We start from the raw sequence: 20,011 nt of genomic DNA on the forward strand, positions 1-20,011 counted from the left end.
TGTCGAGACCCTGGCACAGGGCGTGGCCAGGGCGGCGGCCCTGGCGATTTCCGGCGCACAGCGAGATGCGATGGCGGTGCGGGCCAGCCGCTTTGCCGCCGCGCATCGAGGTGCCGCCAAGCGCATGGCCGAGCGCGTGCTCGACCTGCTGCCGCCTGCGATGCCGCTCAGCGCGCCAGCAGACCGTTGATGGCCCCCAGATCCTCGGGGGAAAGCACGCCAGCGGCCTGGCGCAGCCGCAGGCTGCCCACCAGCACGTCGTAGCGTGCACGGGCCAGGTCCCGTTGGGTCGAGAAGAGCTGGGTCTGGGCGTTGAGCACGTCCAGGTTGACCCGCACACCGACGCGGTAGCCCGTCTGTGTGGCCTCCAGTGCCAGCTTGGAGGAGGCTTCCGCCGCTTCCAGCGCCCGCACCTGGGCCTGCAGCGACTGCACGCCCAGGTAGGCCTGGCGGGTGCCCAGCGAGGCGCTGCGCCGTGCCGCCTCCAGGTCGTTGCGGGACTTTTCCTCCAGCGAAAGCGTCTCCTTCACGCGGTTCTGGACTGCAAAGCCTGCGAACAGCGGCAGGTTGAGCTGCACGCCCACGCTGGCGGTGTTGCTGTTGCCGGCGGTGCGCTGGGCTTCAAAGAGCGAGCCGCTGTTGCGATTGCGCGCCAGCGTGCCCACCAGGTCCACCGTGGGCAGATGCCCGGCGCGAGCCTTGTCGGTCTCCAGCCGGGCGATCTCGTAGGCCAGGGCCGCCCGCCGGACGTTGGGGGATTCCAGCGCAAGCGCCACCCAGGCCTCGGGGTCGGCCGGGGTCAGCGTGGGCAGGGCAACCGGCGTGGCCAGCGGCTGCGGCGTCACGCCGCTGCGGCCCACGAGCTGGTCCAGCGCAAGCTGGCGGGTGCGCAGTTCGTTTTCGGCTGCCAGTTCCTGGGCGCCGGCCAGGTCGAAGCGGGCCTGGGCTTCACGGGTGTCGGTGATCGTGGCCGTGCCGACCTCGAAGTTACGTCGCGCCGAGGCCAGTTGCTCGGCGATCGCCGTCTTGTTGGCCCGCGCGGTGTTGAGGGCGTCCTGAGCCGCCAGCACGTTGAAATAGGCCTGGGCCACCCGCACGATCAGGTCCTGTTCCGCATTGGCCAGCTCGGCGCGCGAGATCTCCAGCGCTTTGTCGGCCTGGTCGATGCTCACCCCATTGCTGCGGTTGAACAGAGGCTGGCGTGCCTGCAGAGCGAGCTGATGGGCCGTGCCCGAGAGATCCGGGCCCTGGGGCGGATCGCTCTCGGTGCGCGTGCTCGACGCTCCCACGCCCACGGTGGGCAGCCGCAGCGCACCGGCCTGCGCGGCGCGGAACTCGGCCGATTCGGCCTGGGCGCGGGCCGCCAGGTAGGTGGCATCGTATTGCCGGGCGGCTTCGTATACCTCCACCAGGCTCTGGGCACCGGCCCCCATGGTCCACAGCAGGCTCAGCCCGAGCACGAACGGGCGCAGTCGGGACAGGCGGCGTGCCGTGGCGGCGGCCACGCAGGTCGGGCGCAGGGGCATGGAGGGTCCTTGTCGTTGCGGAGGGTCAGAAGCTGAACCGGGAGGGCTCGTCGAAGCCTTGCAGGCGCGGGGCCACGGTGTCGAAGATCTCGACGCTGTGGAACTCGTGTTCACCGGTGCGGGTGACGATGACCGCGCGCATCACCGGTTCCTGGCCGACGATGGCGGCGAGCCGTCCGCCGATCTTGAGCTGCGACAGCAGTTGTTGCGGCACCTGGGCCACCGAACCCGAAGCCAGGATGGCATCGAAGGGCCCCTCGGCCAGCGTGAGCTTGGAGCCGTCGGCATGGCGCACTTCGGCATTGTGGATGGCGGCGCGGCGCAGGTTGTCGGCCGCCATGCGGGCCAGTTCGGGATGGATCTCCAGCGTCAGCACGCGCTGGGCCTTGTGAGCCAGCAAGGCGGCCATGTGGCCCGAGCCGGCGCCGATCTCCAGCACCTTCTCGTGCTTGCCGATCGCCAGCTCCTGCAGCAGCCGGGCCTCGACCTTGGGCTGCAGCATGCACATGCCCCGGGCGCCGCCCTCCAGCAGAGGGATTTCCATGTCGACGAAGGCCAGGGACCGGTATGCCGCAGGCACGAAGTCCTCGCGGCGCACCACCGACAGCAGTGACAGCACCGACGGATCCAGCACCTCCCAGGGGCGGATCTGCTGCTCGATCATGTTGAAGCGGGCTTGTTCGATGTTCATGGACGGGTCCTTGCCGGGACGATGCTGGGGAAGATCCGGATTTTATTTCGGCACCGCAGAGGCGTCCGCCCCGGCGGGCAGGCTGGGCCGGCCGAGCTTGCGCCGGATCCAGGCGGCCAGGTCGTCGAGGTAGCAGTAGATGACCGGCACGACGACCAGCGTCAGCAATGAGGAGGTGACCACGCCGCCGATGACCGCCTGGCCCATCGGTGCGCGCTGCTCGGCTCCTTCGGACAGGGCGAAGGCCAGCGGCACCATCCCGAAGACCATGGCCAGCGTGGTCATCAGGATGGGGCGCAGGCGCACGCGCGCGGCCATCATCAGGGCGTCTTCGCGGCCGAGCGGGCGGCCGTCCAGCCCCTCGGCGCCATGGCCCTCGCGGGCCCGGTTGGCGAAGTCCACCAGCAGGATCGCGTTCTTGGTCACCAGGCCCATCAGCATGATCACGCCGATGATCGAGAACATGTTCAGCGTCGAGCCGAACACCAGCAAGATGAGCACCACGCCGATGAGCGTGAGCGGCAGCGAGGACATCAGCGCGATGGGCTGCACGAAGCTCTTGAACTGCGAGGCCAGGATCATGTAGATGAAGATCACGGCCAGTCCCAGCGCCGACAGCGCGTAGGCGAACGATTCCTGCATGTCGCGCGTGGAGCCGCCGAAGCTGATCCGGTAGCCTGCCGGCAGCGAGAGACCCTCGATGGCGCGGCGGATGTCGGCCGACACCTCGCCCAGTGAGCGTCCCGACACGTTCGCGGTGATCTCGACCTCGCGGCGCAGGTCGCGCCGGTTGATCTGGCTCGCTCCGACCGAGGGCACGAGATCGGCCACCTGCGACAACCGCACGATGCGTGCGCTGCCGTCGGCGTTCTGGCCCACGGCCAGGCCCAGGGCCGCCAGATCCTCGGCCTGCTGACGCGCCTGCGGCGCCAGTCGCACCTTCACGTCGTAGCTCTCGTCGTCCTCGGCACGCCAGTTGCCCACCGTCTGGCCGGCCACCAGGGCCCGCAAGCTGGCGGTGATCGCCCCCACGCTCAGGCCCAGGTCGGAGGCGGCCTCCCGGTGCACCTGCACATCCACCGTGGGCTTGTTGGGCTTCATGCTGGTGTCCAGGTCCACCAGGCCGGGGATGGTGCGCAGGCGTTCGAGCAGAGCTTGCGTTTGGCGCTGCAGCTCTTGCAGGTCATTGCCCTGCAGCGACAGTGAGATGGGCTTTTGCCCGCCGACCGCATCGAGCAGCCCCACCTGGGTGACGGTGATGCCGGGCACTGCCGCCAGACGCTCGCGCAGCGGGATCGACATCTGATCGACATTGCGTTCGCGCTGATCGCGCTCGACCAGCTTTACGTAGAGGCTGGCCTGGTTCTTGTCGGGGGCCGATCCGGTGTTGATCGTGGCCACCGTGTAGCGCACCTCGGGGAACTCGCGCAAGATGGCATCGACCTGCCGCACCTTGGCCTCGGTGGCCTCCAGCGAAGAGCCTGCGGGCGTGTAGAAGCTCACATTGGTTTCACCGAAGTCGGCCCTGGGCACGAACTCGGTGCCCAGCAGCGGCACCAGGGCGAAGCTCGCCACCAGGCTGGCGACGGCGATGCCCATCGTGGCCGCCTTGTGCCGCAGCGACCAGGCCAGGATGTGCTGGTAGGCCTCACCCAGACCGTGGGAGAAACGATCCACCGCTCCCGTCAGCCGGCCCAGCGTGCGGTCGTACAGGCTCTTGCGCCCATCGCTGCGGGGCATCACCGCCGGGTCGTGCCACACGCTGGAGAGCATCGGGTCGAGCGTGAAACTCACGAACATCGAGATCATCACGGCCGCGACCATCGTGATGCCGAACTCGTGGAAGAACTTGCCGATGATGCCGCCCATGAAGCCGATGGGCAGGAACACGGCCACGATGGACAAGGTGGTGGCCAGCACGGCCAGGCCGATCTCGTTGGTGCCGTCCAGCGCCGCCTCCCGCGGGCCCTTGCCCATCTGCATGTGGCGCACGATGTTCTCGCGCACGACGATGGCGTCGTCGATTAGCAGACCCACGCAAAGGCTCAGCGCCATCAGCGTGACCATGTTGATCGAGAAGCCGAAGGCATGCATCACGCCGAAGGTGCCGATCAGCGCGATGGGCAGCGTCAGGCCGGTGATGACGGTGGAGCGCCAGGAATTCAGAAAGAGGAAGACGATGGCCACCGTGAGCACCGCGCCCTCGATCAGCGTCTGGCGCACGTTCTTCACCGCCACTCGGATGGGCCGCGAGCTGTCGCTGACGACCTCCAGGGCCATGCCCCGGGGCAGCTCGCCGCGCAGCTCCTCCACCACGCGGTTCAGTCCGTCGACCACCTCGATGGTGTTCTGCCCCTGGGCCTTGAGCACGGTGAGCGCCAGGGTGCGCTGCCCGTTGTACAGCGCCAGCGTCTCGATCTCCTGCGGGCCGTCGACGATCTCGGCCACCTGGCCCAAGGTCACCGGCACGCTGCCGCCGGGGCCGCGCCGTGCCACGATGATCCGGGCGAAGTCCTCGGGGCGCTGGATGCGGGCATGGATCTGGACCACGCGCTCGGACTCACGCGAGCGCAGGGCGCCGGCGGGCAGGTCGCGGTTCTCGGTGCGCACGGCATTGACGACCTGCTCCACCGTGACTCCCAGCGCCTCCATCGCCTGAGGTCGCAGGTAGACATTGATCTCGCGGCGGACCTCCCCCACCAGCGAGACCGAGCCCACTCCCGGCACGTTCTCCAGGCGTTTCTTGAGCGTCTGGTCGGCGTAGGTGCTCAGCTCCAGCGCGTTGCGCGAGCCGTCCGGCGAGGTCAGGGCGAGGATGTAGACCGGCCGGCCCGAAGGGTCGAAGCGCAGTACCCGCGGTTCCTCGACCTCGTCGCGCAGGGAAGGGCGCAGGATCGAGATTTTTTCGCGCACGTCGTCGGCGGCACGGCGGTCGTCCACGTCGAGGTTGAACTCGATGATCACCACCGAGCGGCTGTCATAGGAGCGCGAGTACAGCTTCTTGATGCCGGCGATCGAGTTGACGGCCTCCTCGACCTTGCGCGTCACCTCGGTCTCGACGATCTCGGGTGAGGCGCCGGGATAGTCGACCTGGACCACCACGATGGGGAACTCGATATCGGGGAACTGGTCGACCTTGAGCCGCTGGTATGAGAACAGGCCCAGCACGACGAAGGCCAGCATGACCATCGTGGCCATCACCGGGTTGCCGATCGAGACGCGGGTGAACCACATGCGGGTCGGCGCCTCAGCGTTGCGGGGCTGGCGCCGCGGCGGTCACCCGTGCGCGCACGCCGTTGCGCACAGCACCGACCGAGCCGGCCAGCACGCGCTCGCCCTCGGCCAGGCCGGCACGGATCTCCACGATCGGCTCGCCGGTGGCAGACTGCCCCGACTCGCCGACGACCACCTCGCGCAGCTCGATCCGGTCGTCGCGCAGCACCAACACATAGGGCCGTGCCTGGTCACGGCGCAGCACCGATTCGGGCACGGCCAGCGCCTGTCGACGCATGAGTTCGATCTGGCCGGTGGCAAACAGGCCCTGTCGCAGGGCGGGATGGGCCTGCACGGCCAGGTAGACCGGCACCGCGCGGGTGCCGGGTTGGGTGCTGGGGTTGATGCGCACCACCGTGGCGTCCAGGGTCTCGTCGAGGCCGTCCACACGCAGGAGAGCGTGCGCACCCGGGCTCAGCCCGACGACCTCCTCCGCGCGCACGGCGGCTTCCAGCTCCAGGCGCGAGAGGTCGACGATCTCGACGATGCGGGCATCCACGCCGACACGCTCGCCCGGCTGGACGGCACGCACCGACACCTGGCCGGCGATCGGCGCACGCAGCACCGTGTCGTCCAGCGCCTTGCGCGCCAGATCCACGCCGGCCTGCGCCTGCTGCACGGCGGCTCGGGCTGCGGCTGCGTTCGAGATCGATGTCTCCAGCGCATAGCGCGAGATGAAGCCCTGGTCCACCAGCGCACGGTTGTTCGCCAGCGTGCGTTCGGCGATCTCGGCCTGGGCCAGCGCGGACGCGGCCTGTTCCTGTGCCTGTCGCAGGCGGGCGGCGTACTCGGTGGGATCGATCCGCCCCAGGATTTGGCCGGCACGCACCGCCTCGCCCTCGCGCACCGTCAGCTCGCGCAACTCGCCGGCGACCTTGGCCTTGACCTGGGCGGTCCGCACCGCCTTGAGTCCTCCGGATATCGCCACGCTGCGGCTCAGTTCACGGCGTTGCACCTCCACCAGGTCGGATGGCGCCAGCTCCACCAGCGACACGGCGGCCGAGGCGGGGGCCGTCTGCGCGAGCGACTGGCGCGCCTTGACCGCGCGGATCACGCCCAGGACCAGGCCGAGCAGCAGCAGGCCCAAGATCAGCCAGGGCAGAGTGCGTCGAATGAAGCGGTTCATCGAAAGGTGCCGGATCAAGACGACGTCCCGGTGCGGCACAGGCCGTGCAGCATCAGGTCGATGTGGTTGAGGATGAAGGCCCGCGGATCCTGCGTGGCCATGTCACCGGAGCAGGCACCGACGGAATGCTTGTGCAGGCACAGCATGAGCATCGGGAAGATCAGCGCGTGGACCGTGTCCTCCAGCGGCACCGGACGGAACTCGCCGCGATCGATGCCACGTTGCAGCAGGGCCTTGAGCAACCGTCGTCCCGGCTCGATCACCTCGGCGGCATAAAACTGAGCAAACTCCGGGAAGTTGCGCACCTCGGTGATGATGAGCTTGAAGATGCCCGAGGCCTGTGTCTCCCCGACCCGCTCCCACCAGCTCATCGCCAGCACACGCAGCAACTCGTCGGTCGGGCCGGGGAACTGCGCCGCCAGGTCGCCGCCTTGCGCGATCGTCAGCGACAGGTTGTGGCGGATCACGGCCTTGAGCAGCTCCTCCTTGCTGGGGAAGTAGAGGTAGACGGTGCCTTTGGACACACCCGCGCGGCTGGCGACATCTTCCATCTTGCTGGCCGCAAAGCCCCGCTCGACGAAGACCTCGAGGGCCGCGTCCAGGAGCTCCTGGGGGCGGGCTTCCTTGCGGCGCTTGCGGGTCGGCTCGGCAGGGGGGCGGACCGCGGGGGTGGATGTGGGCATGGCGAAATACTGACTCTCGAGTCAGTAATGTAGCCCCCCGGCGCAGGTGGGTCAAGCCGGCGGCGTCGCGCTGACTGTCCGTGCGTCCGCCCGACACCGCTATGATGCCGGGCTGTCCGATGGAGGGTTCAAGGGAAGGGGTCGGTCTTGGAGTTCGAGCTGCTGTGGAAGGCCGCCCTGATGGGCCTCGTCGAAGGACTCACGGAGTTCCTGCCCATTTCCTCCACCGGTCATCTCATCCTTGCCGGATCGCTGCTGGGTTGGACCGGAGAGAAGGTCAAGGTCTTCGAGGTTGCGATCCAGGTTGGCGCGATCCTGGCCGTGTTGTCGGTCTATGCCGTCAAGCTGCGCGAGGTGGCCCTGGGCCTGCCCCGGGGCGAGCCGAGCGCACGCCGGTTCGTCGTGAACATACTGCTGGGTTTTGCGCCAGCCGCGACGATGGGGGTGCTCTTTGCCGACCTCATCAAGGGGGTGCTGTTCAACCCGATCGTCGTGGCCCTGGGCTTCATCGTGGGCGGGTTCGTCATCCTGTGGGCCGAGCGCTGGCAGCGCGACGGCCGGCACGTGCGCATCCATGAGGCCGACGAGGTGGGCTGGCGCGATGCCCTCCAGGTCGGGCTGGTGCAGTGCCTGGCGCTCATCCCCGGCACCAGCCGCTCCGGGGCCACGATCATCGGCGGCATGCTGCTGGGCCTGTCGCGCAAGGCGGCCACGGAGTTCAGCTTCTTCCTCGCCATCCCGATGATCGTGGGAGCTGCCGTCTACGACCTCGCGCGCCACCGGCATCTGCTGTCGGCCTTCGATCTGCCCTGGTTCGCGGTGGGGCTGGCGGTGGCGTGGCTGTCGGCCTGGCTGTGCGTGCGCTGGCTGCTGCACTTCGTCGCACGTCACAGCTTCGTGGTCTTTGCCTGGTACCGAATCGCTTTCGGCCTGCTCGTGCTGGGTACCGCCTGGGCCGGCTGGGTGGACTGGCGGGCCTGAGCGGCGCAGGGGCAGGGGCGCTGTCAGAGGCGCGTGAACACCAGGTCCCATACGCCATGTCCCAGGCGCAGGCCGCGTTGCTCGAATTTGGTCAGCGGGCGGTAGCTTGGGCGAGCGGCGTAGCCGGCGGCGGTGTTGCGCAAGGCCGGTTCGGCGCACAGGACCTCCAGCATCTGCTCGGCATAGGGCTGCCAGTCGGTGGCGCAATGCACATAGCCGCCGGCGGCCAGCCGCGAGGCCAGCAGGGCCACCAGCGGCGGTTGGATGAGCCGGCGCTTGTGATGGCGTTTCTTGTGCCAGGGGTCGGGGAAAAAGACATGCACGCCGGCCAGGCTGCTCGGGGCGATCATGTGCCGCAGCACGTCCACGGCGTCGTGCTGGACGATGCGTACATTGCTCAGCCCTCGCTCGCCGATGCGCTTGAGCAGCGCGCCCACGCCGGGCTCGTGCACCTCGCAGCCGAGGAAGTTCGTGTCGGGCAGGGTTTGGGCGATCTGGGCCGTGGCCTCGCCCATGCCGAAGCCGATTTCCAGCACGGTCGGCGCGTCCCGTCCGAACGTGGCGGCCAGGTCCAGCGGTTCGGGCCGGTAAGGCAGCAAAAAGCGGGGCCCCCAGGTTGCGAAGGCGCGGGCCTGGGCCTCGGTGGTGCGTCCGCCGCGCTTGACGTAGCTGCGCACCCCGCGACGCAGGACCGGTGGGGCGTCGTCGGCGATTTCGGGCGGAGGGCAGGGGCTGGAGGCATTCATCGGGCCGGCATTCTAAGGGCCGGGCCCGGGCTCAGGCGGTGCCGGCCCTCGGCTGGGTGCTGAGCTTGAGCTTGCGGTAGATCGACTTGACGTGGTCGTTCACCGAGAACCAGCGGATGCCCAGCAACCCGGCGATCTCCTTGACCGTGAACCCCTTGCTGAGATAGGTGAGCACCTCATTCTCGCGCGGCGTCAGGCGTTCGCCCTCGGGCACTGGCTGGGCGACGTCCAGCGGGGTGCGGCCGGAATCCCCGAACTGGGAACTGCTGAAGCCGGTTTCGCGGAAGTGCGTGAGCAGCCGCCGCGCGATCGCCGGTGACAGCGGCGGCTGGCCGCGCACGATGCGCTGCAGTTCCTCCACCAGCACCTCGAAGCGGTCTTCCTTGAGGAGATAACCATCAGCGCCATGCTGCAGGGCAGGGAAGAGGTGCTCGTCATCCGCATAGAGCGTGGTCACCACCTTGAGGGCCGGATGCTCGGCGATCTCGCCCAGCAGGTCCAGGCCGCTGCCGTCGGGCAGCTCGAGGTTGAGCAGCACCAGGCCAACCTGTGCCCCCTCCTGCGACAGGACACGGCGCGCGCCGTGCAGGTCGCCTGCCTCGCGGATGTCCAGCGGATCGCTGAAGCTGTCGCGCACCACCCGGGCCAGGAAGCCCCGGGTCATCGGGTTGTCTTCGACGATCAGCACAGGGATGGCCATGGCGCGCGCAAACGAGGCGAAAGGACGGGCGCCATGGTAGCCCAGGCCGCGGCCGGGCCCCACCCTCGGAATGGAGGGTCAGGCCGGGTTGGTCAGCACGAGCTTGCCCCGCACCTGCCTTGAGGCCATCAGCTCGAAGGCGCGGGGCAGTTCGGTCATGGCCAACTGGTGCTCGATCACGGGGCGGATCCTGCCCTGCGCATACCAGGCGGCCAGCTCGGCCAGCGCCCGGGCGTTGCGCTCGGGCTCGCGGCGCGCAAACTCACCCCAGAACACGCCCACGATGGACGCCCCCTTCAGCAGCGCCAGGTTCAGCGGCAGCGACGGGATGGTCCCTTGCGCAAAGCCGATCACCAGGTAGCGTCCGCGCCAGCCGATGGAGCGGAAGACCGGTTCGGCCAGGTCACCCCCCACCGGGTCGTAGACCACGTCGGGCCCTTGGCCCCCGGTCAGGGCCTTGATTTCCTCGCGCAGGTTGGCGGTGCCGTAGTTGATCGTGGCGTCGGCGCCGATCTCGCGGCACAGCGCGCATTTTTCGTCCGACGACGCCGCTGCGATCACGCGGGCACCCGCAGCCTTGGCGATCTGGATGGCTGCCGTACCTACGCCCCCGGCGGCGCCCAGCACCAGCACCGTCTCGCCGGGTCGCAGCGCGGCGCGGTCCATCAGGGCGTGGTGGCTGGTGCCGTAGGTGCACAGGAAGGCAGCGGCATCGGGGAAGCTGAAGCCCGACGGCAGCGGCAGGATCAGAGAAGCCGGCACCGTGGCATGGGTGCCGAAGCCGCCCAGCCCGCCAAAGGCGGCCACGGCATCGCCGGGCTTCAGGTGCGTCACGCCCTCACCCACGGCGTCCACCACGCCGGAAAACTCCGACCCCGGCACGAAAGGCAGGGGCGGCTTCATCTGGTACTTGTTCTGCACGATCAGCAGGTCCGGGAAGTTCAGGCTGGCCGCGCGGATGGCCACCCGCACCTCCCCCTTCTTCGGCTCGGGCGTGGGCACTTCCTTCCAGGTGAGGGCCTGCGGGCCGATGGGGTTGTCGCAGATCCAGGCATGCATGTCGTGTCTCCTTCGATGAACCGGGGCGCGGCCATCATAAGCACGTCCGCGCGCCGGTCGCGTCACCGAGGCGACGTGTCCCTACAATCCTTGCCATGCGCATCCTGATTGCCAACGACGATGGCTATCTCGCCCCCGGCCTGCAGGCTCTGGTCGAGGCCTGCCGGGACCTGGGCGAGGTCGACGTGGTCGCGCCCGAGCAGAACGCCAGCGCCACGTCGAATGCTCTGACGATCCACCGCCCGCTGAGTGTGTTCACGTCCTCCCAGGGCTATCACGTGGTCAACGGCACCCCCTCGGACTGCGTGCACGTCGCGCTCACTGGCATCCTTGCGCACCGGCCGGACCTGGTCGTCTCGGGCATCAACAACGGGGCGAACTTGGGCGAGGACACGCTGTACTCCGGCACCGTGGCCGCGGCGATGGAAGGCTATCTGTTCGGCATCCCGGCCATCGCCTTCTCCCTGGTCGACAAGGGTTGGCATCACCTCGGCACGGCCGCCCGCGTGGCCCGAGAGCTGGTGCAGCAGGCCCTGACGCGCCCGCTGACTCCGGGGCCTTATCTGCTGAGCGTGAACATTCCCAACCGCCCCTACGAAGCGCTCACGGGCCGCGAGATCTGCCGTCTCGGGCGGCGCCATGCCAGTGCGGGTGTGATCCGGCAGGCCAACCCCCGCGGTGAGCCGATCTACTGGATCGGTCCGGCCGGCGATGCGCGCGAGGCTGGCGAAGGCACAGACTTCCATGCCATTGCACAAGGTCGAGTCTCGATCACGCCCTTGCAGTTTGATCTGACAGACCACGCGGCGGCGCCGGCGTGGCGCCGGTGGCTGGCGGAGGGCGGATGAGGCGGGCACGCCATTTCCCGCTCAGCCTGGACCGGCTGACCCGTGACAAGGCCCCCGCGCCCCGTGCGGCCGACGGTCTGCTGCGCCCCCAAGGGCCCGTGCAGGCCGCGGCGCAAGACCAGCGCCGCCAGGCGACCCCGGCAGGGCTGGGCCTGGACTCCGACCTGGTGCGCCGTCGCATGGTCGAACGCCTGCGGGCCCAGGGTGTGCGCGACGAGCACGTGCTGGCGGCCATGCTGCAGGTGCCGCGCCACCGGTTCGTCGATTCGGCCCTGGCCAACCAGGCCTACGAGGACACCAGCCTGCCAATCGGGCTGCAGCAGACCATCTCCAAGCCCTCGGTGGTGGCGCGCATGATCGAGCTGATGTCCGGCGGGCGAGCGCCGGCGGCCCTCGGCCGGGTGCTCGAGATTGGCACCGGCTGCGGCTACCAGGCGGCGGTGCTGAGCCTGGTGGCGCGTCAGGTCGTTTCGGTGGAGCGCTTGCGGCCCCTGCATGACAAGGCCCGTGAACTTCTGGCCCCCTTGAGGCGTCACAACTTGCGCTTGGTGTATGGTGACGGGATGCTCGGGCATGCCCCGAACGCCCCCTACGACGGCATCATCGCTGCCGCCGGGGGGGCGCACCTGCCTCAGGCCTGGCTCGACCAACTGGCCCCGGGCGGACGTCTGGTCGCCCCGATGGTCACGCCTTCAGGCGGCCAGATCCTCGTGCTGATCGAGCATCGCGACGGGCGCTACGTGCGCACCGAGCACGAGGCCGTCCACTTTGTCCCCTTAAAATCAGGCACGACCTGAGCACTCGAAAAGGAAGTCATGAGTTTCCGTCCCGCAGGCCGTTCGTGGAGGTTCCTGAGCGTGTGCGTGGGGGTGGCGCTGCTGCTGTCCGCCTGCGCCTCGCCCCGGCATCGAGCCCCGGTCGAGGAGCGCAATCTCACAGGGTCTGTCGGCGCGGTGACGGCCTCCAACAGCAATGCCGGGCCCGCCGCGCCTGCGGCCCACCCCAACGCCGGCCAGCCGGGCTATTACACCGTCAAGCCCGGCGACACCCTGATCCGCGTGGGCCTGGAGACCGGCCAGAGCTGGCGCGACATCATGCAATGGAACAACCTCGAGAACCCCAACGTTCTCGAGGTCGGCCAGGTGCTGCGCGTGGTGCCGCCGGCGGCCGATGCCACGGTCGCCGCCCCCAAGCCCATCAGCGTCGCACGGGTCGAGTCGCGTCCGCTCGATGCGCGTGCCCCGGCCCCCGCCGGATCGGCCCCGGCCAGCGCGACGTCGCCGGCGGCGGCCCCGGCTCCCGCCACCCCGGCGCAGCCGCCCGCCGCGGCACCGGCGGCGCCGGGCCAGGCACGCGAGGTGGACGACATCCACTGGACCTGGCCGGCCGCCGGCTCGGTCATCGCCGGCTTCGACGAGGCACGCAACAAGGGCCTGGGCATCGCGGGCAAACCCGGAGACCCGATCTTTGCCGCCGCCGACGGCAAAGTGGTCTATGCCGGCTCGGGCCTTCGTGGCTACGGCAACCTCGTGATCGTCAAGCACAGCAACAGCTACCTCACGGCCTATGCCCACAATCAGGCCCTGCTCGTCAAGGAGGACCAGACCGTGCGGCGCGGTCAGAAGATCGCCGAGATGGGCTCCACCGATGCCGACCGGGTGAAGCTCCACTTCGAGATCCGCAAGGAAGGCAAGCCGGTCGACCCGGCTCGCTATTTGCCGCCACGCTGAAGACGCGCCACGGCCGCCGGAGAGCCCCCATGACCAGGAAGCGTGTCGAACCCAACGGACATGCCGAACCTGGGCGCGAGGGGCAGGCCGCGGCGGACGGGGAGGACGCACCGATCGTTCCTGAGCTGGCCGACGAGGTCTTGCCGCTGGCCGAAGGCCCTGCCGATCGCGAGTTCGATGCCGGCGAGCCCGAGGTGGGCAACACCTTGCAGACCTACCTGCGCGAGATCCGCCGCACCCCGCTGCTGACCCCGGAGGAGGAGTTCGCCACCGCCACCCGGGCCCGCGAAGGCGATTTCCAGGCCCGACAAGCGATGATCGAGCACAACCTGCGCCTGGTGGTGAGCATCGCGAAGAACTACCTGGGGCGCGGCCTGCCGATGACGGACCTGATCGAAGAGGGCAACCTCGGACTGATGCACGCCATCGGCAAGTTCGAGCCGGAGCGGGGATTTCGCTTTTCCACCTATGCGTCGTGGTGGATCCGCCAGAGCATCGAGCGCGCGATCATGCACCAGGCCCGCCTGGTGCGCTTGCCGGTGCACGTGGTGCGTGACCTCAACCAGGTGCTCAAGGCGCGCCGCCAGATCGAGTCGCGCCAGGATCGGCTGGCCGACGGCGATCGCCCCGCCCGGGTGGAGGACGTCGCCGCGCTGCTGGGCCGGCCCGTGCAGGAAGTGGCCGAGCTGCTGAAGTTCGCCGAGACCCCGACCTCGCTCGATGCCCCGCTGGAACGCGATGCGTCGGAGTCGATGATCGACATGGTTGCCGACGAGCAGGCCACCGACCCGATGGGCCTGGCGCTGCACAACGAGGTCGAGCAGTTGCTCGAAACCTGGCTGGAGGATCTGAGCGAGCGTGAACGCGAGGTGCTGGCCGGCCGTTACGGGTTGCGCGACCGCGAGCCCGAGACCCTGGAAGTGCTGGCCGAGCGTCTGGGCCTCACACGCGAGCGCATCCGGCAGATCCAGCAGGAGGCGCTGGTCAAGCTCAAGCGCCGCATGATCCGACAGGGCGTGGACCGCGACTCCATCTTCTGACGGTCCGGCCCGGGCGGCGACCGCGGGATAATCCGGGCCATGAGTGAAGTCAATGAATGGCTGCGCATCGAGTCGCTCGATCTCGAGGCGCAGGGCGTGGCGCACGATGCGCAGGGCAAGGTGGTGTTCGTCGAAGGTGCCTTGCCGGGCGAGGAGGTGCAGGTCCAGGTCCTGCGCCGCAAGAACCAGTGGGAACAGGCCACCGTCACGGCTTGGCGCCGCCAGAGTTCCCAGCGCGTGAAGCCGCGCTGTCCCCATTTCGGCACCTGCGGAGGCTGCAAGATGCAGCACTTCCATGTGGCAGCCCAGGTGGCCGTCAAGCAGCGGGTGCTGGAGGACAACCTGTGGCACCTGGGCAAGGTGCGGCCGCAACAGGTGCTGCGGCCGATTGAAGGCCCCTCCTGGGGCTACCGCTACCGGGCCCGCCTGTCGGTGCGTCATGTGCCCAAGAAGGGAGGGGTGCTCGTGGGCTTCCATGAGCGCAAGTCCAGCTACGTGGCCGACATGCGCCAGTGCGAGATCCTGCCGCCGCACGTCAGCGCCCTGCTGATCCCGCTGCGCGAACTGATTGCCGGGATGCGGGCCCGCGACCGTCTGCCGCAGATCGAGGTCGCCGTGGGTGATGCGGCGCAGCACACCGTCACCGCGCTGGTGCTACGCCATCTCGAACCCCTGGACGCGCATGACCTGGCCCGGCTGCGGGACTTCGCGCATGTGCATGGCGTCCAGTGGTGGTTGCAACCCAAGGGGCCCGACAGCGTCCATCTGCTGGACCCCGCCGACAGGCCCCTGGCTTACCGACTGCCGGAGTTCGGTGTCGACATGCCGTTTCGGCCCACCGACTTCACCCAGGTCAACCACCACATCAACCGCGTGCTGGTGGGCCGGGCGGTGCGCCTGCTGGACGTCCAGCCGCATGAGCGGGTCATCGACTGGTTCTGCGGCCTGGGCAATTTCACGCTGCCGCTGGCACGCCATGCACGCGAGGTGCTCGGCATCGAAGGCAGCGAAACCCTGGTGCAGCGCTCGCGCGAGAACGCGGTCCACAACGGCCTGGACGGTCGCGTCCGCTTCGAGGCGCGCAATCTGTTCGAACTCGAGGTGACCGATCTCCCACGCTACGGGTCGGCGCAGAAGTGGCTGGTCGATCCCCCCCGGGAAGGCGCGTTCGCGCTGTGCAAGGCCCTGGCCGACTGGCACCAGCGCCCGCAGACGGCACCGGACTTTCAACCTCCCCGGCGCATCGTGTACGTCTCGTGCAACTCCGCCACGCTGGCCCGCGATGCCGGGCTGCTGGTGCATCAGGCCGGCTACCGCTGTACCAGCGCCGGCGTGGTCAACATGTTCCCCCACACCGCCCACGTCGAGAGCATGGCGGTGTTCGAGCGGGACTGACCGCGCACCTCCACGAAGCACATCCCGGAAAAGCCGACGGGGCCGCAAGAGGCCCCGTCGTCGTGTCGCTCACACACCGCGCCCCAAGGGCGCAGCCGGTCTGTCAATCGCGTTCGCCGCCCAGCACGCCCAACAGGGCCAGCAGGTTCTGGAACACCATGTAGACGTTGATGTAGATGGACAGCGTGGCCGTCACGTAGTTGGTTTCGCCGCCATCGACGATGCGCTTGAGGTCATACAGCAGGTAGGCCGAGAACAGCAGCACCGCGATCGACGAGATCGTGAGCATCAGCGCAGGCATCTGCAGCCAGATGTTGGCCACGCTCGCCACAATGAGCAGGACCAGGCCGACCATCAGCCACTTGCCCATGCCCGACAGGTCGCGCTTGATCGTCGTGGCCAGGCTCGCCATGCCGAAGAACACCAAGGCAGTGCCGCCAAAGGCGGTCATGATCAACTGGGCCCCATTGGACAGGCCCAGCACCGCACCGATCAGGCGCGACAGCATCAGGCCCATGAAGAAGGTGAAGCCCAGCAGCAAGGCCACGCCCACGCCGGAGTTCTTGAACTTCTCGATCGCGAAGAAGAAGCCGAAGGCCACGGCCAGGAAGACCAGCAAGCCGACGAAGGGGCTGCCGGCGAAGAAGCTGAAACCGGTCGCCACGCCGATCCACGCCCCCAGCACCGTGGGGACCATCGACAGCGCAAGCAGCCAGTAGGTGTTGCGCAACACGCGGTTGCGCTGTTCGACCAGGACGGTCGAGCCGGTGTAGGCGGCATGCAGGCTTTCGTTCATCGAGCAGCTCCTCTCTGGGTCCAGGGGGTCACAGCGCACCGCGCGGGTGCGCCTGTCTTGGGACCGTCCCGAACGATTCTAGTTCCCTGCTGGGAGCAGCCCCGACTCTGGGGTAGGCTTGCGCCTGGGCGGTCGCGGACCGCTGGACTGACTCCCAAGGACCATCCATGCAACAGAAGTACCAACTGACGCTCGAGGACGTGAAGAAGATCGCACAGGCCGCCGAGGCCGAGGCCCTGGCCCATCAGTGGGCGGTGTCGATCGCCATCGTGGACGACGGCGGGCACCTGCTGTGGCTGCAGCGTCTGGATGGCGCAGCGCCGATCTCGGCCCACATTGCGCCGGCCAAGGCCCACACAGCCGCGCTCGGGCGGCGCGAGAGCAAGGTGTACGAGGACATCATCAACCAGGGGCGCACCTCGTTCCTGAGCGCCCCCACCCTGCACGGCCTGCTCGAGGGGGGTGTGCCCATCATGGTGGAAGGGCAGTGCGTCGGGGCTGTGGGGGTGAGCGGCGTGAAGTCCATCGAGGACGCCCAGGTCGCCCGGGCCGGCATCGCTGCTCTGATGGGCTGACACGAGGCGCCCGGCGGACGATGCCGGGCGTTGCCGCACCGGCACGTCGCCCGCATCGGGGCCGCATTGGAGCCCGACGAAGGGCAGGCACCTATTTGGTCAGGATGAGTTTGCCGAACTTGGTGGCACGCAGTTGATAGAGCGCGCCGTTGTGCTCGATCTGGACCGACTTGCGCCCCTGGAGCAGGCGGCTGCTGGGCAAAGTGACCTCCTGGCCCGGGGCCTCGGGCTCCTGAGGAGGGCAGGGCATGCGTGCGGTCGACGGGCGAGGCAGACTCAGGGTCGGTTTCATCTCACGGGCCTTTGTTCTTGGACTGTCATCCTGCACTGCAAAGCGGGGTGAACGGGCGGAGGCAGCGAAGGTTCCAGAGATTCAGCAGGAAAGGGCCCACCAGGCGGCTGCGACCACGACGAGCAGGCTCAGCAACCAGTCCATGGGGGCAGAGCGCTCACGCCAGGGCCAAGGCGGGCGCCATCACCGCAGCGCCTGCGCCGTGGGCGGGGCGGGACTGCACGGTGTGCAGCACCGACTGGGCGCAGTCGGCGCAGCGGCCACAGCAGGTGGCCACGCCGAGTTCCATCTGCAGGTCTTCGAAGGACCCGCAGCCTCGATGCACAGCATGCTGGATGTCGCGGTCGGAAACCCGTCGGCACACACAGACGATCATCGGAGCCCTCGGCTTGGTTGGAATGGAACTCAGTATAAATAAGAATGATTCGCACTACAAGACAGCACTGACGCCGGGGACTTCAGGCCCCGCCGGCTTTCATTTGGTTGCGAATCCGGCTTGCCGGCCCCCCCTCTGGGGGAGGCGGCGGGCGGGGCGCTGCCGCGATACTGCGCGGGTCGATGCGCGCCGGGCGGTGCTGCATCCTGACCTGCCACCTGGTGCCATGCCCTCGTTCCACTTGCTCGCCGTCGTGTCGTTCATCCGTTCATGCCCCCGCGACCGGGCGGTCCTGGAGTTCTGTTCATGAAGCCCGTCGAGGCGGCCGCGGCGCGGCAGCGGGCGAATGCGACCGCCGGGGTCTACGGAGCCCGCCTGCGCTTTTGGTTTCCGGTGATCCTGTTCGTGCTGGTGCTGGTGGCCTATTTCTGGCGACGGGGCGAGGCCTGGCGCTGGCATGAGCTGGCCTGGGCCGTGGCCGCCTTGGCCCAGGCGGCCATCCGCTGGCCGCACGTGCAGGCCAATCGGGCCAACCGGGTGAGGATGCATTGGGTGGACCGGCGCGAGCAGTGGCTGATGTTCCTCGTGTTCCTCGGGCTGCTGTGCCTGCCCATGCTGGCGCTGGCCACGCCGTGGTTCGATGCGCTGAGCTATGGGCTGCCCCCCTGGGTGCCCTGGGTCGGCGCCGTGATGATGGGGATCTCGCTGCTCTATTTCCATCGGGCGCACGTCGACCTGGGCCGGCACTGGTCGCCCTCGCTGGAGGTGCACGAGGAGCACCGGCTGGTCACGCAAGGGGTGTACGCCAGGGTGCGTCACCCGATGTACGCATTGATCTGGCTGTTTGCCCTGGCGCAGCCCCTGTTGGTGCACAACTGGTTGGCCGGGGTCTTCGGTGTGGTGGCCTTCGCTGCGCTGTATGTGCTGCGTGTCGGCCGGGAGGAGGCGCTGATGCTCGAGGCCTTCGGCGACGACTACCAGGCCTACATGTCACGCACCGGCCGGCTGTGGCCGGCGCGGCGCAGGCGCCCGTGAGTCAGGAGGTCTCACCCATCTGGGACTGCAGGTAGTTCTGCAACCCCACTTTGTCGACCAGCTCGATCTGGGTTTCGAGGAAGTCGATGTGCTCCTCGGTGTCATCCAGGATGTCCTGCAGCAGATCGCGTGAGACGTAGTCGCGCACGGTTTCGCAGTGAGCGATGGCGTCCTTGATCGTGCCTTGCGCGGCCTGCTCGAGCTTCAAGTCGCAGTGAAGGATCTCCACGACATTCTCCCCCACGAGCAGTTTGCCCAGATCTTGCAGATTGGGCAGGCCGTCGAGCGTGAGGATGCGGTCCATCAGGCGGTCGGCGTGCTTCATCTCGCCGATCGACTCCTCGTATTCCTTCTTCGCCAGCCGGTTCAGGCCCCAGTGCTTGAGCACCCGGTAGTGCAGGAAGTACTGGTTGATGGCCGTCAGCTCATTCTTGAGCTGTGCATTGAGGAACTCGATGACCTTGGCATCGCCTTTCATGGGCACTCCTTTTGTTATTGATCGTGGGCCGGACGTGCGCCCGGGCTTCCATTGTGAAGCCATCGCAGGTCTGCCCCCAAGTTCCGCACGATGCCCCTCGTTGCGCATCCGGGCTGCTTGTGCGTGCGACTAGCGTTCGCATTCTCATCCGCGTCGATCGGGTGAGTTTGCAAACGAGAATCGTTCGCATTAAGATGCTCGCATCGATTGACCGGAGAGCGCATGAAGCCCAATGCCCCGACCCATCCCCCCGCACAGGACGAGGAGCACGAGTTGCCGTGCGCCGAGGGGCTGCTGGCCGCCAGCCTGGCCCTGATGATCGGCTACGCCGATCCGGCGGCCTGCCCCGGCCACCGGCCGCTGCTGGCACGCAAGATCAGCGACAACCTGGCGGCGCTTTGCGAGCACCCCTTGCTCAACCCGAACTTCAGGACGGTGCTGTGGGGCTTGTGCCAGCGCTGGCAGGAGCGCTGCGAGGCCGATGCGCGGCAGGGGGCAGGGCCGGTGACCCAGGTTGCTGGCGAGGGACGGCTGCCCTGGATGAAGGCGCCGGCCACCTTGCAATAGCGACGCTCCACCCAGGGCGGTGCGGGGCAAGAGGGCGGGCAGGCTATAATTGACAGGTTTACCTGCAACCACCCCCCGCCCTCGCGAAACCTCC

At 68.4% G+C, this 20,011-nt stretch carries 21 protein-coding genes and 1 pseudogene; 10 read left to right on the plus strand and 12 right to left on the minus strand.

What is annotated here, in order from left to right:
- Positions 1 to 190: pseudogene (locus ACK42S_RS04355) on the plus strand (3-deoxy-D-manno-octulosonic acid transferase); the annotation flags it as partial.
- Here the strand turns inward: ACK42S_RS04355 and ACK42S_RS04360 are convergent.
- From ACK42S_RS04360 to ACK42S_RS04380, 5 genes are read right to left on the minus strand one after another with little or no spacing between them, the layout of a single operon-like run.
- On the minus strand, positions 168 to 1,526 hold the full coding sequence (locus tag ACK42S_RS04360; protein WP_409703857.1) for a TolC family outer membrane protein: 1,359 nt from the start codon (positions 1,524 to 1,526) through the stop codon (positions 168 to 170). The pseudogene ACK42S_RS04355 and the gene ACK42S_RS04360 sit on opposite strands and share 23 nt — an antisense overlap.
- Before the next feature lie 25 nt (positions 1,527 to 1,551).
- Positions 1,552 to 2,217 carry a protein-L-isoaspartate O-methyltransferase family protein gene (locus tag ACK42S_RS04365; RefSeq protein WP_409703859.1) on the minus strand — a complete coding sequence of 222 codons (666 nt, stop codon included), beginning with the start codon at positions 2,215 to 2,217 and terminating at the stop codon, positions 1,552 to 1,554.
- A 42-nt stretch (positions 2,218 to 2,259) separates the two neighbouring features.
- On the minus strand, positions 2,260 to 5,451 hold the full coding sequence (locus tag ACK42S_RS04370) for an efflux RND transporter permease subunit (protein ID WP_409703861.1): 3,192 nt from the start codon (positions 5,449 to 5,451) through the stop codon (positions 2,260 to 2,262).
- A gap of 13 nt (positions 5,452 to 5,464) precedes the next feature.
- Positions 5,465 to 6,616: an efflux RND transporter periplasmic adaptor subunit gene (locus ACK42S_RS04375; protein WP_409703863.1), complete on the minus strand. Its 1,152-nt coding sequence runs from the start codon at positions 6,614 to 6,616 to the stop codon at positions 5,465 to 5,467.
- Positions 6,617 to 6,630: 14 nt separating this feature from the next.
- Positions 6,631 to 7,299, minus strand: coding sequence for a TetR/AcrR family transcriptional regulator (locus tag ACK42S_RS04380; RefSeq protein ID WP_409703865.1), 669 nt, complete (start codon positions 7,297 to 7,299; stop codon positions 6,631 to 6,633).
- 147 nt (positions 7,300 to 7,446) lie between these two features.
- On the opposite strand from ACK42S_RS04380, the gene ACK42S_RS04385 reads away from it, so the two are divergent.
- Complete coding sequence (locus tag ACK42S_RS04385) at positions 7,447 to 8,280, plus strand: undecaprenyl-diphosphate phosphatase (RefSeq protein WP_409703867.1); 834 nt, start codon at positions 7,447 to 7,449, stop codon at positions 8,278 to 8,280.
- Positions 8,281 to 8,303: 23 nt separating this feature from the next.
- Here the strand turns inward: ACK42S_RS04385 and trmB are convergent, their stop codons facing one another.
- The 3 genes from trmB to ACK42S_RS04400 all read right to left on the minus strand — a co-directional run bounded on the left by trmB (position 8,304) and on the right by ACK42S_RS04400 (position 10,785).
- Positions 8,304 to 9,026 (minus strand): tRNA (guanosine(46)-N7)-methyltransferase TrmB, encoded by a 723-nt coding sequence (gene trmB / locus ACK42S_RS04390; RefSeq protein WP_409703869.1) that lies wholly within the window; start codon positions 9,024 to 9,026, stop codon positions 8,304 to 8,306.
- Between the two features lie 31 nt (positions 9,027 to 9,057).
- Positions 9,058 to 9,726: a response regulator gene (locus ACK42S_RS04395; protein WP_409703871.1), complete on the minus strand. Its 669-nt coding sequence runs from the start codon at positions 9,724 to 9,726 to the stop codon at positions 9,058 to 9,060.
- A 78-nt stretch (positions 9,727 to 9,804) separates the two neighbouring features.
- Positions 9,805 to 10,785, minus strand: coding sequence for an NADPH:quinone oxidoreductase family protein (locus tag ACK42S_RS04400; RefSeq protein ID WP_409703873.1), 981 nt, complete (start codon positions 10,783 to 10,785; stop codon positions 9,805 to 9,807).
- A gap of 95 nt (positions 10,786 to 10,880) precedes the next feature.
- Here ACK42S_RS04400 and surE point away from each other — a divergent pair, with 95 nt between their 5' ends.
- Genes surE through rlmD form a run of 5 tightly spaced genes read left to right on the plus strand, consistent with a single transcriptional unit; the run spans position 10,881 to position 15,798 of the window.
- Positions 10,881 to 11,633: a 5'/3'-nucleotidase SurE gene (gene surE / locus ACK42S_RS04405; protein ID WP_409703875.1), complete on the plus strand. Its 753-nt coding sequence runs from the start codon at positions 10,881 to 10,883 to the stop codon at positions 11,631 to 11,633.
- Positions 11,630 to 12,430: a protein-L-isoaspartate(D-aspartate) O-methyltransferase gene (locus ACK42S_RS04410; RefSeq protein ID WP_409703877.1), complete on the plus strand. Its 801-nt coding sequence runs from the start codon at positions 11,630 to 11,632 to the stop codon at positions 12,428 to 12,430. The genes surE and ACK42S_RS04410 overlap by 4 nt, the downstream gene beginning before the upstream one ends.
- Positions 12,431 to 12,448: 18 nt before the next feature.
- Positions 12,449 to 13,363 carry a peptidoglycan DD-metalloendopeptidase family protein gene (locus ACK42S_RS04415; RefSeq protein WP_409703879.1) on the plus strand — a complete coding sequence of 305 codons (915 nt, stop codon included), beginning with the start codon at positions 12,449 to 12,451 and terminating at the stop codon, positions 13,361 to 13,363.
- A gap of 29 nt (positions 13,364 to 13,392) precedes the next feature.
- Positions 13,393 to 14,403, plus strand: a complete 1,011-nt coding sequence (gene rpoS, locus ACK42S_RS04420; RefSeq protein ID WP_409703881.1) for an RNA polymerase sigma factor RpoS — start codon at positions 13,393 to 13,395, stop codon at positions 14,401 to 14,403.
- 39 nt (positions 14,404 to 14,442) lie between these two features.
- Positions 14,443 to 15,798 carry a 23S rRNA (uracil(1939)-C(5))-methyltransferase RlmD gene (gene rlmD / locus ACK42S_RS04425; RefSeq protein WP_409703883.1) on the plus strand — a complete coding sequence of 452 codons (1,356 nt, stop codon included), beginning with the start codon at positions 14,443 to 14,445 and terminating at the stop codon, positions 15,796 to 15,798.
- A gap of 103 nt (positions 15,799 to 15,901) precedes the next feature.
- Here rlmD and ACK42S_RS04430 read toward each other — a convergent pair whose 3' ends face one another.
- On the minus strand, positions 15,902 to 16,594 hold the full coding sequence (locus tag ACK42S_RS04430) for a Bax inhibitor-1/YccA family protein (RefSeq protein WP_409703885.1): 693 nt from the start codon (positions 16,592 to 16,594) through the stop codon (positions 15,902 to 15,904).
- 167 nt (positions 16,595 to 16,761) lie between these two features.
- On the opposite strand from ACK42S_RS04430, the gene ACK42S_RS04435 reads away from it, so the two are divergent.
- Positions 16,762 to 17,169: a GlcG/HbpS family heme-binding protein gene (locus ACK42S_RS04435; RefSeq protein ID WP_409703887.1), complete on the plus strand. Its 408-nt coding sequence runs from the start codon at positions 16,762 to 16,764 to the stop codon at positions 17,167 to 17,169.
- A gap of 91 nt (positions 17,170 to 17,260) precedes the next feature.
- On the opposite strand, the gene hemP is transcribed toward ACK42S_RS04435, so the two are convergent.
- The gene (gene hemP, locus ACK42S_RS04440) at positions 17,261 to 17,419 is read right to left on the minus strand and encodes a hemin uptake protein HemP (RefSeq protein ID WP_409703889.1); all 159 of its coding nucleotides are present in this window, start codon (positions 17,417 to 17,419) and stop codon (positions 17,261 to 17,263) included.
- Between the two features lie 199 nt (positions 17,420 to 17,618).
- Positions 17,619 to 17,837, minus strand: a complete 219-nt coding sequence (locus tag ACK42S_RS04445; RefSeq protein WP_409703891.1) for a bacterioferritin-associated ferredoxin — start codon at positions 17,835 to 17,837, stop codon at positions 17,619 to 17,621.
- 306 nt (positions 17,838 to 18,143) lie between these two features.
- On the opposite strand from ACK42S_RS04445, the gene ACK42S_RS04450 reads away from it, so the two are divergent.
- Positions 18,144 to 18,872: a protein-S-isoprenylcysteine O-methyltransferase gene (locus tag ACK42S_RS04450; RefSeq protein WP_409703893.1), complete on the plus strand. Its 729-nt coding sequence runs from the start codon at positions 18,144 to 18,146 to the stop codon at positions 18,870 to 18,872.
- Position 18,873: 1 nt separating this feature from the next.
- Here the strand turns inward: ACK42S_RS04450 and bfr are convergent, their stop codons facing one another.
- Positions 18,874 to 19,350: a bacterioferritin gene (bfr, locus tag ACK42S_RS04455; protein ID WP_409703895.1), complete on the minus strand. Its 477-nt coding sequence runs from the start codon at positions 19,348 to 19,350 to the stop codon at positions 18,874 to 18,876.
- Between the two features lie 222 nt (positions 19,351 to 19,572).
- Between bfr and ACK42S_RS04460 the strand changes: the two genes are divergently transcribed.
- Positions 19,573 to 19,917 (plus strand): hypothetical protein, encoded by a 345-nt coding sequence (locus ACK42S_RS04460; protein WP_409703897.1) that lies wholly within the window; start codon positions 19,573 to 19,575, stop codon positions 19,915 to 19,917.
- The last annotated feature ends 94 nt before the right edge of the window (positions 19,918 to 20,011 follow it).

Origin of the sequence: Caldimonas sp. (assembly GCF_046289365.1) — a bacterium.
Lineage (GTDB): Bacteria > Pseudomonadota > Gammaproteobacteria > Burkholderiales > Burkholderiaceae_C > Caldimonas.

Coding starts and splice junctions, on each gene's coding strand:
- ACK42S_RS04360 (WP_409703857.1), bottom strand. CDS start 1,526: ATGCCCCTGCGCCCGACCTGCGTGGCCGCCGCCACGGCACGCCGCCTG.
- ACK42S_RS04365 (WP_409703859.1), bottom strand. CDS start 2,217: ATGAACATCGAACAAGCCCGCTTCAACATGATCGAGCAGCAGATCCGC.
- ACK42S_RS04370 (WP_409703861.1), bottom strand. CDS start 5,451: ATGTGGTTCACCCGCGTCTCGATCGGCAACCCGGTGATGGCCACGATG.
- ACK42S_RS04375 (WP_409703863.1), bottom strand. CDS start 6,616: ATGAACCGCTTCATTCGACGCACTCTGCCCTGGCTGATCTTGGGCCTG.
- ACK42S_RS04380 (WP_409703865.1), bottom strand. CDS start 7,299: ATGCCCACATCCACCCCCGCGGTCCGCCCCCCTGCCGAGCCGACCCGC.
- trmB (WP_409703869.1), bottom strand. CDS start 9,026: ATGAATGCCTCCAGCCCCTGCCCTCCGCCCGAAATCGCCGACGACGCC.
- ACK42S_RS04395 (WP_409703871.1), bottom strand. CDS start 9,726: ATGGCCATCCCTGTGCTGATCGTCGAAGACAACCCGATGACCCGGGGC.
- ACK42S_RS04400 (WP_409703873.1), bottom strand. CDS start 10,785: ATGCATGCCTGGATCTGCGACAACCCCATCGGCCCGCAGGCCCTCACC.
- surE (WP_409703875.1), top strand. CDS start 10,881: ATGCGCATCCTGATTGCCAACGACGATGGCTATCTCGCCCCCGGCCTG.
- ACK42S_RS04410 (WP_409703877.1), top strand. CDS start 11,630: ATGAGGCGGGCACGCCATTTCCCGCTCAGCCTGGACCGGCTGACCCGT.
- ACK42S_RS04415 (WP_409703879.1), top strand. CDS start 12,449: ATGAGTTTCCGTCCCGCAGGCCGTTCGTGGAGGTTCCTGAGCGTGTGC.
- rpoS (WP_409703881.1), top strand. CDS start 13,393: ATGACCAGGAAGCGTGTCGAACCCAACGGACATGCCGAACCTGGGCGC.
- rlmD (WP_409703883.1), top strand. CDS start 14,443: ATGAGTGAAGTCAATGAATGGCTGCGCATCGAGTCGCTCGATCTCGAG.
- ACK42S_RS04430 (WP_409703885.1), bottom strand. CDS start 16,594: ATGAACGAAAGCCTGCATGCCGCCTACACCGGCTCGACCGTCCTGGTC.
- ACK42S_RS04435 (WP_409703887.1), top strand. CDS start 16,762: ATGCAACAGAAGTACCAACTGACGCTCGAGGACGTGAAGAAGATCGCA.
- hemP (WP_409703889.1), bottom strand. CDS start 17,419: ATGCCCTGCCCTCCTCAGGAGCCCGAGGCCCCGGGCCAGGAGGTCACT.
- ACK42S_RS04445 (WP_409703891.1), bottom strand. CDS start 17,837: ATGATCGTCTGTGTGTGCCGACGGGTTTCCGACCGCGACATCCAGCAT.
- ACK42S_RS04450 (WP_409703893.1), top strand. CDS start 18,144: ATGAAGCCCGTCGAGGCGGCCGCGGCGCGGCAGCGGGCGAATGCGACC.
- bfr (WP_409703895.1), bottom strand. CDS start 19,350: ATGAAAGGCGATGCCAAGGTCATCGAGTTCCTCAATGCACAGCTCAAG.
- ACK42S_RS04460 (WP_409703897.1), top strand. CDS start 19,573: ATGAAGCCCAATGCCCCGACCCATCCCCCCGCACAGGACGAGGAGCAC.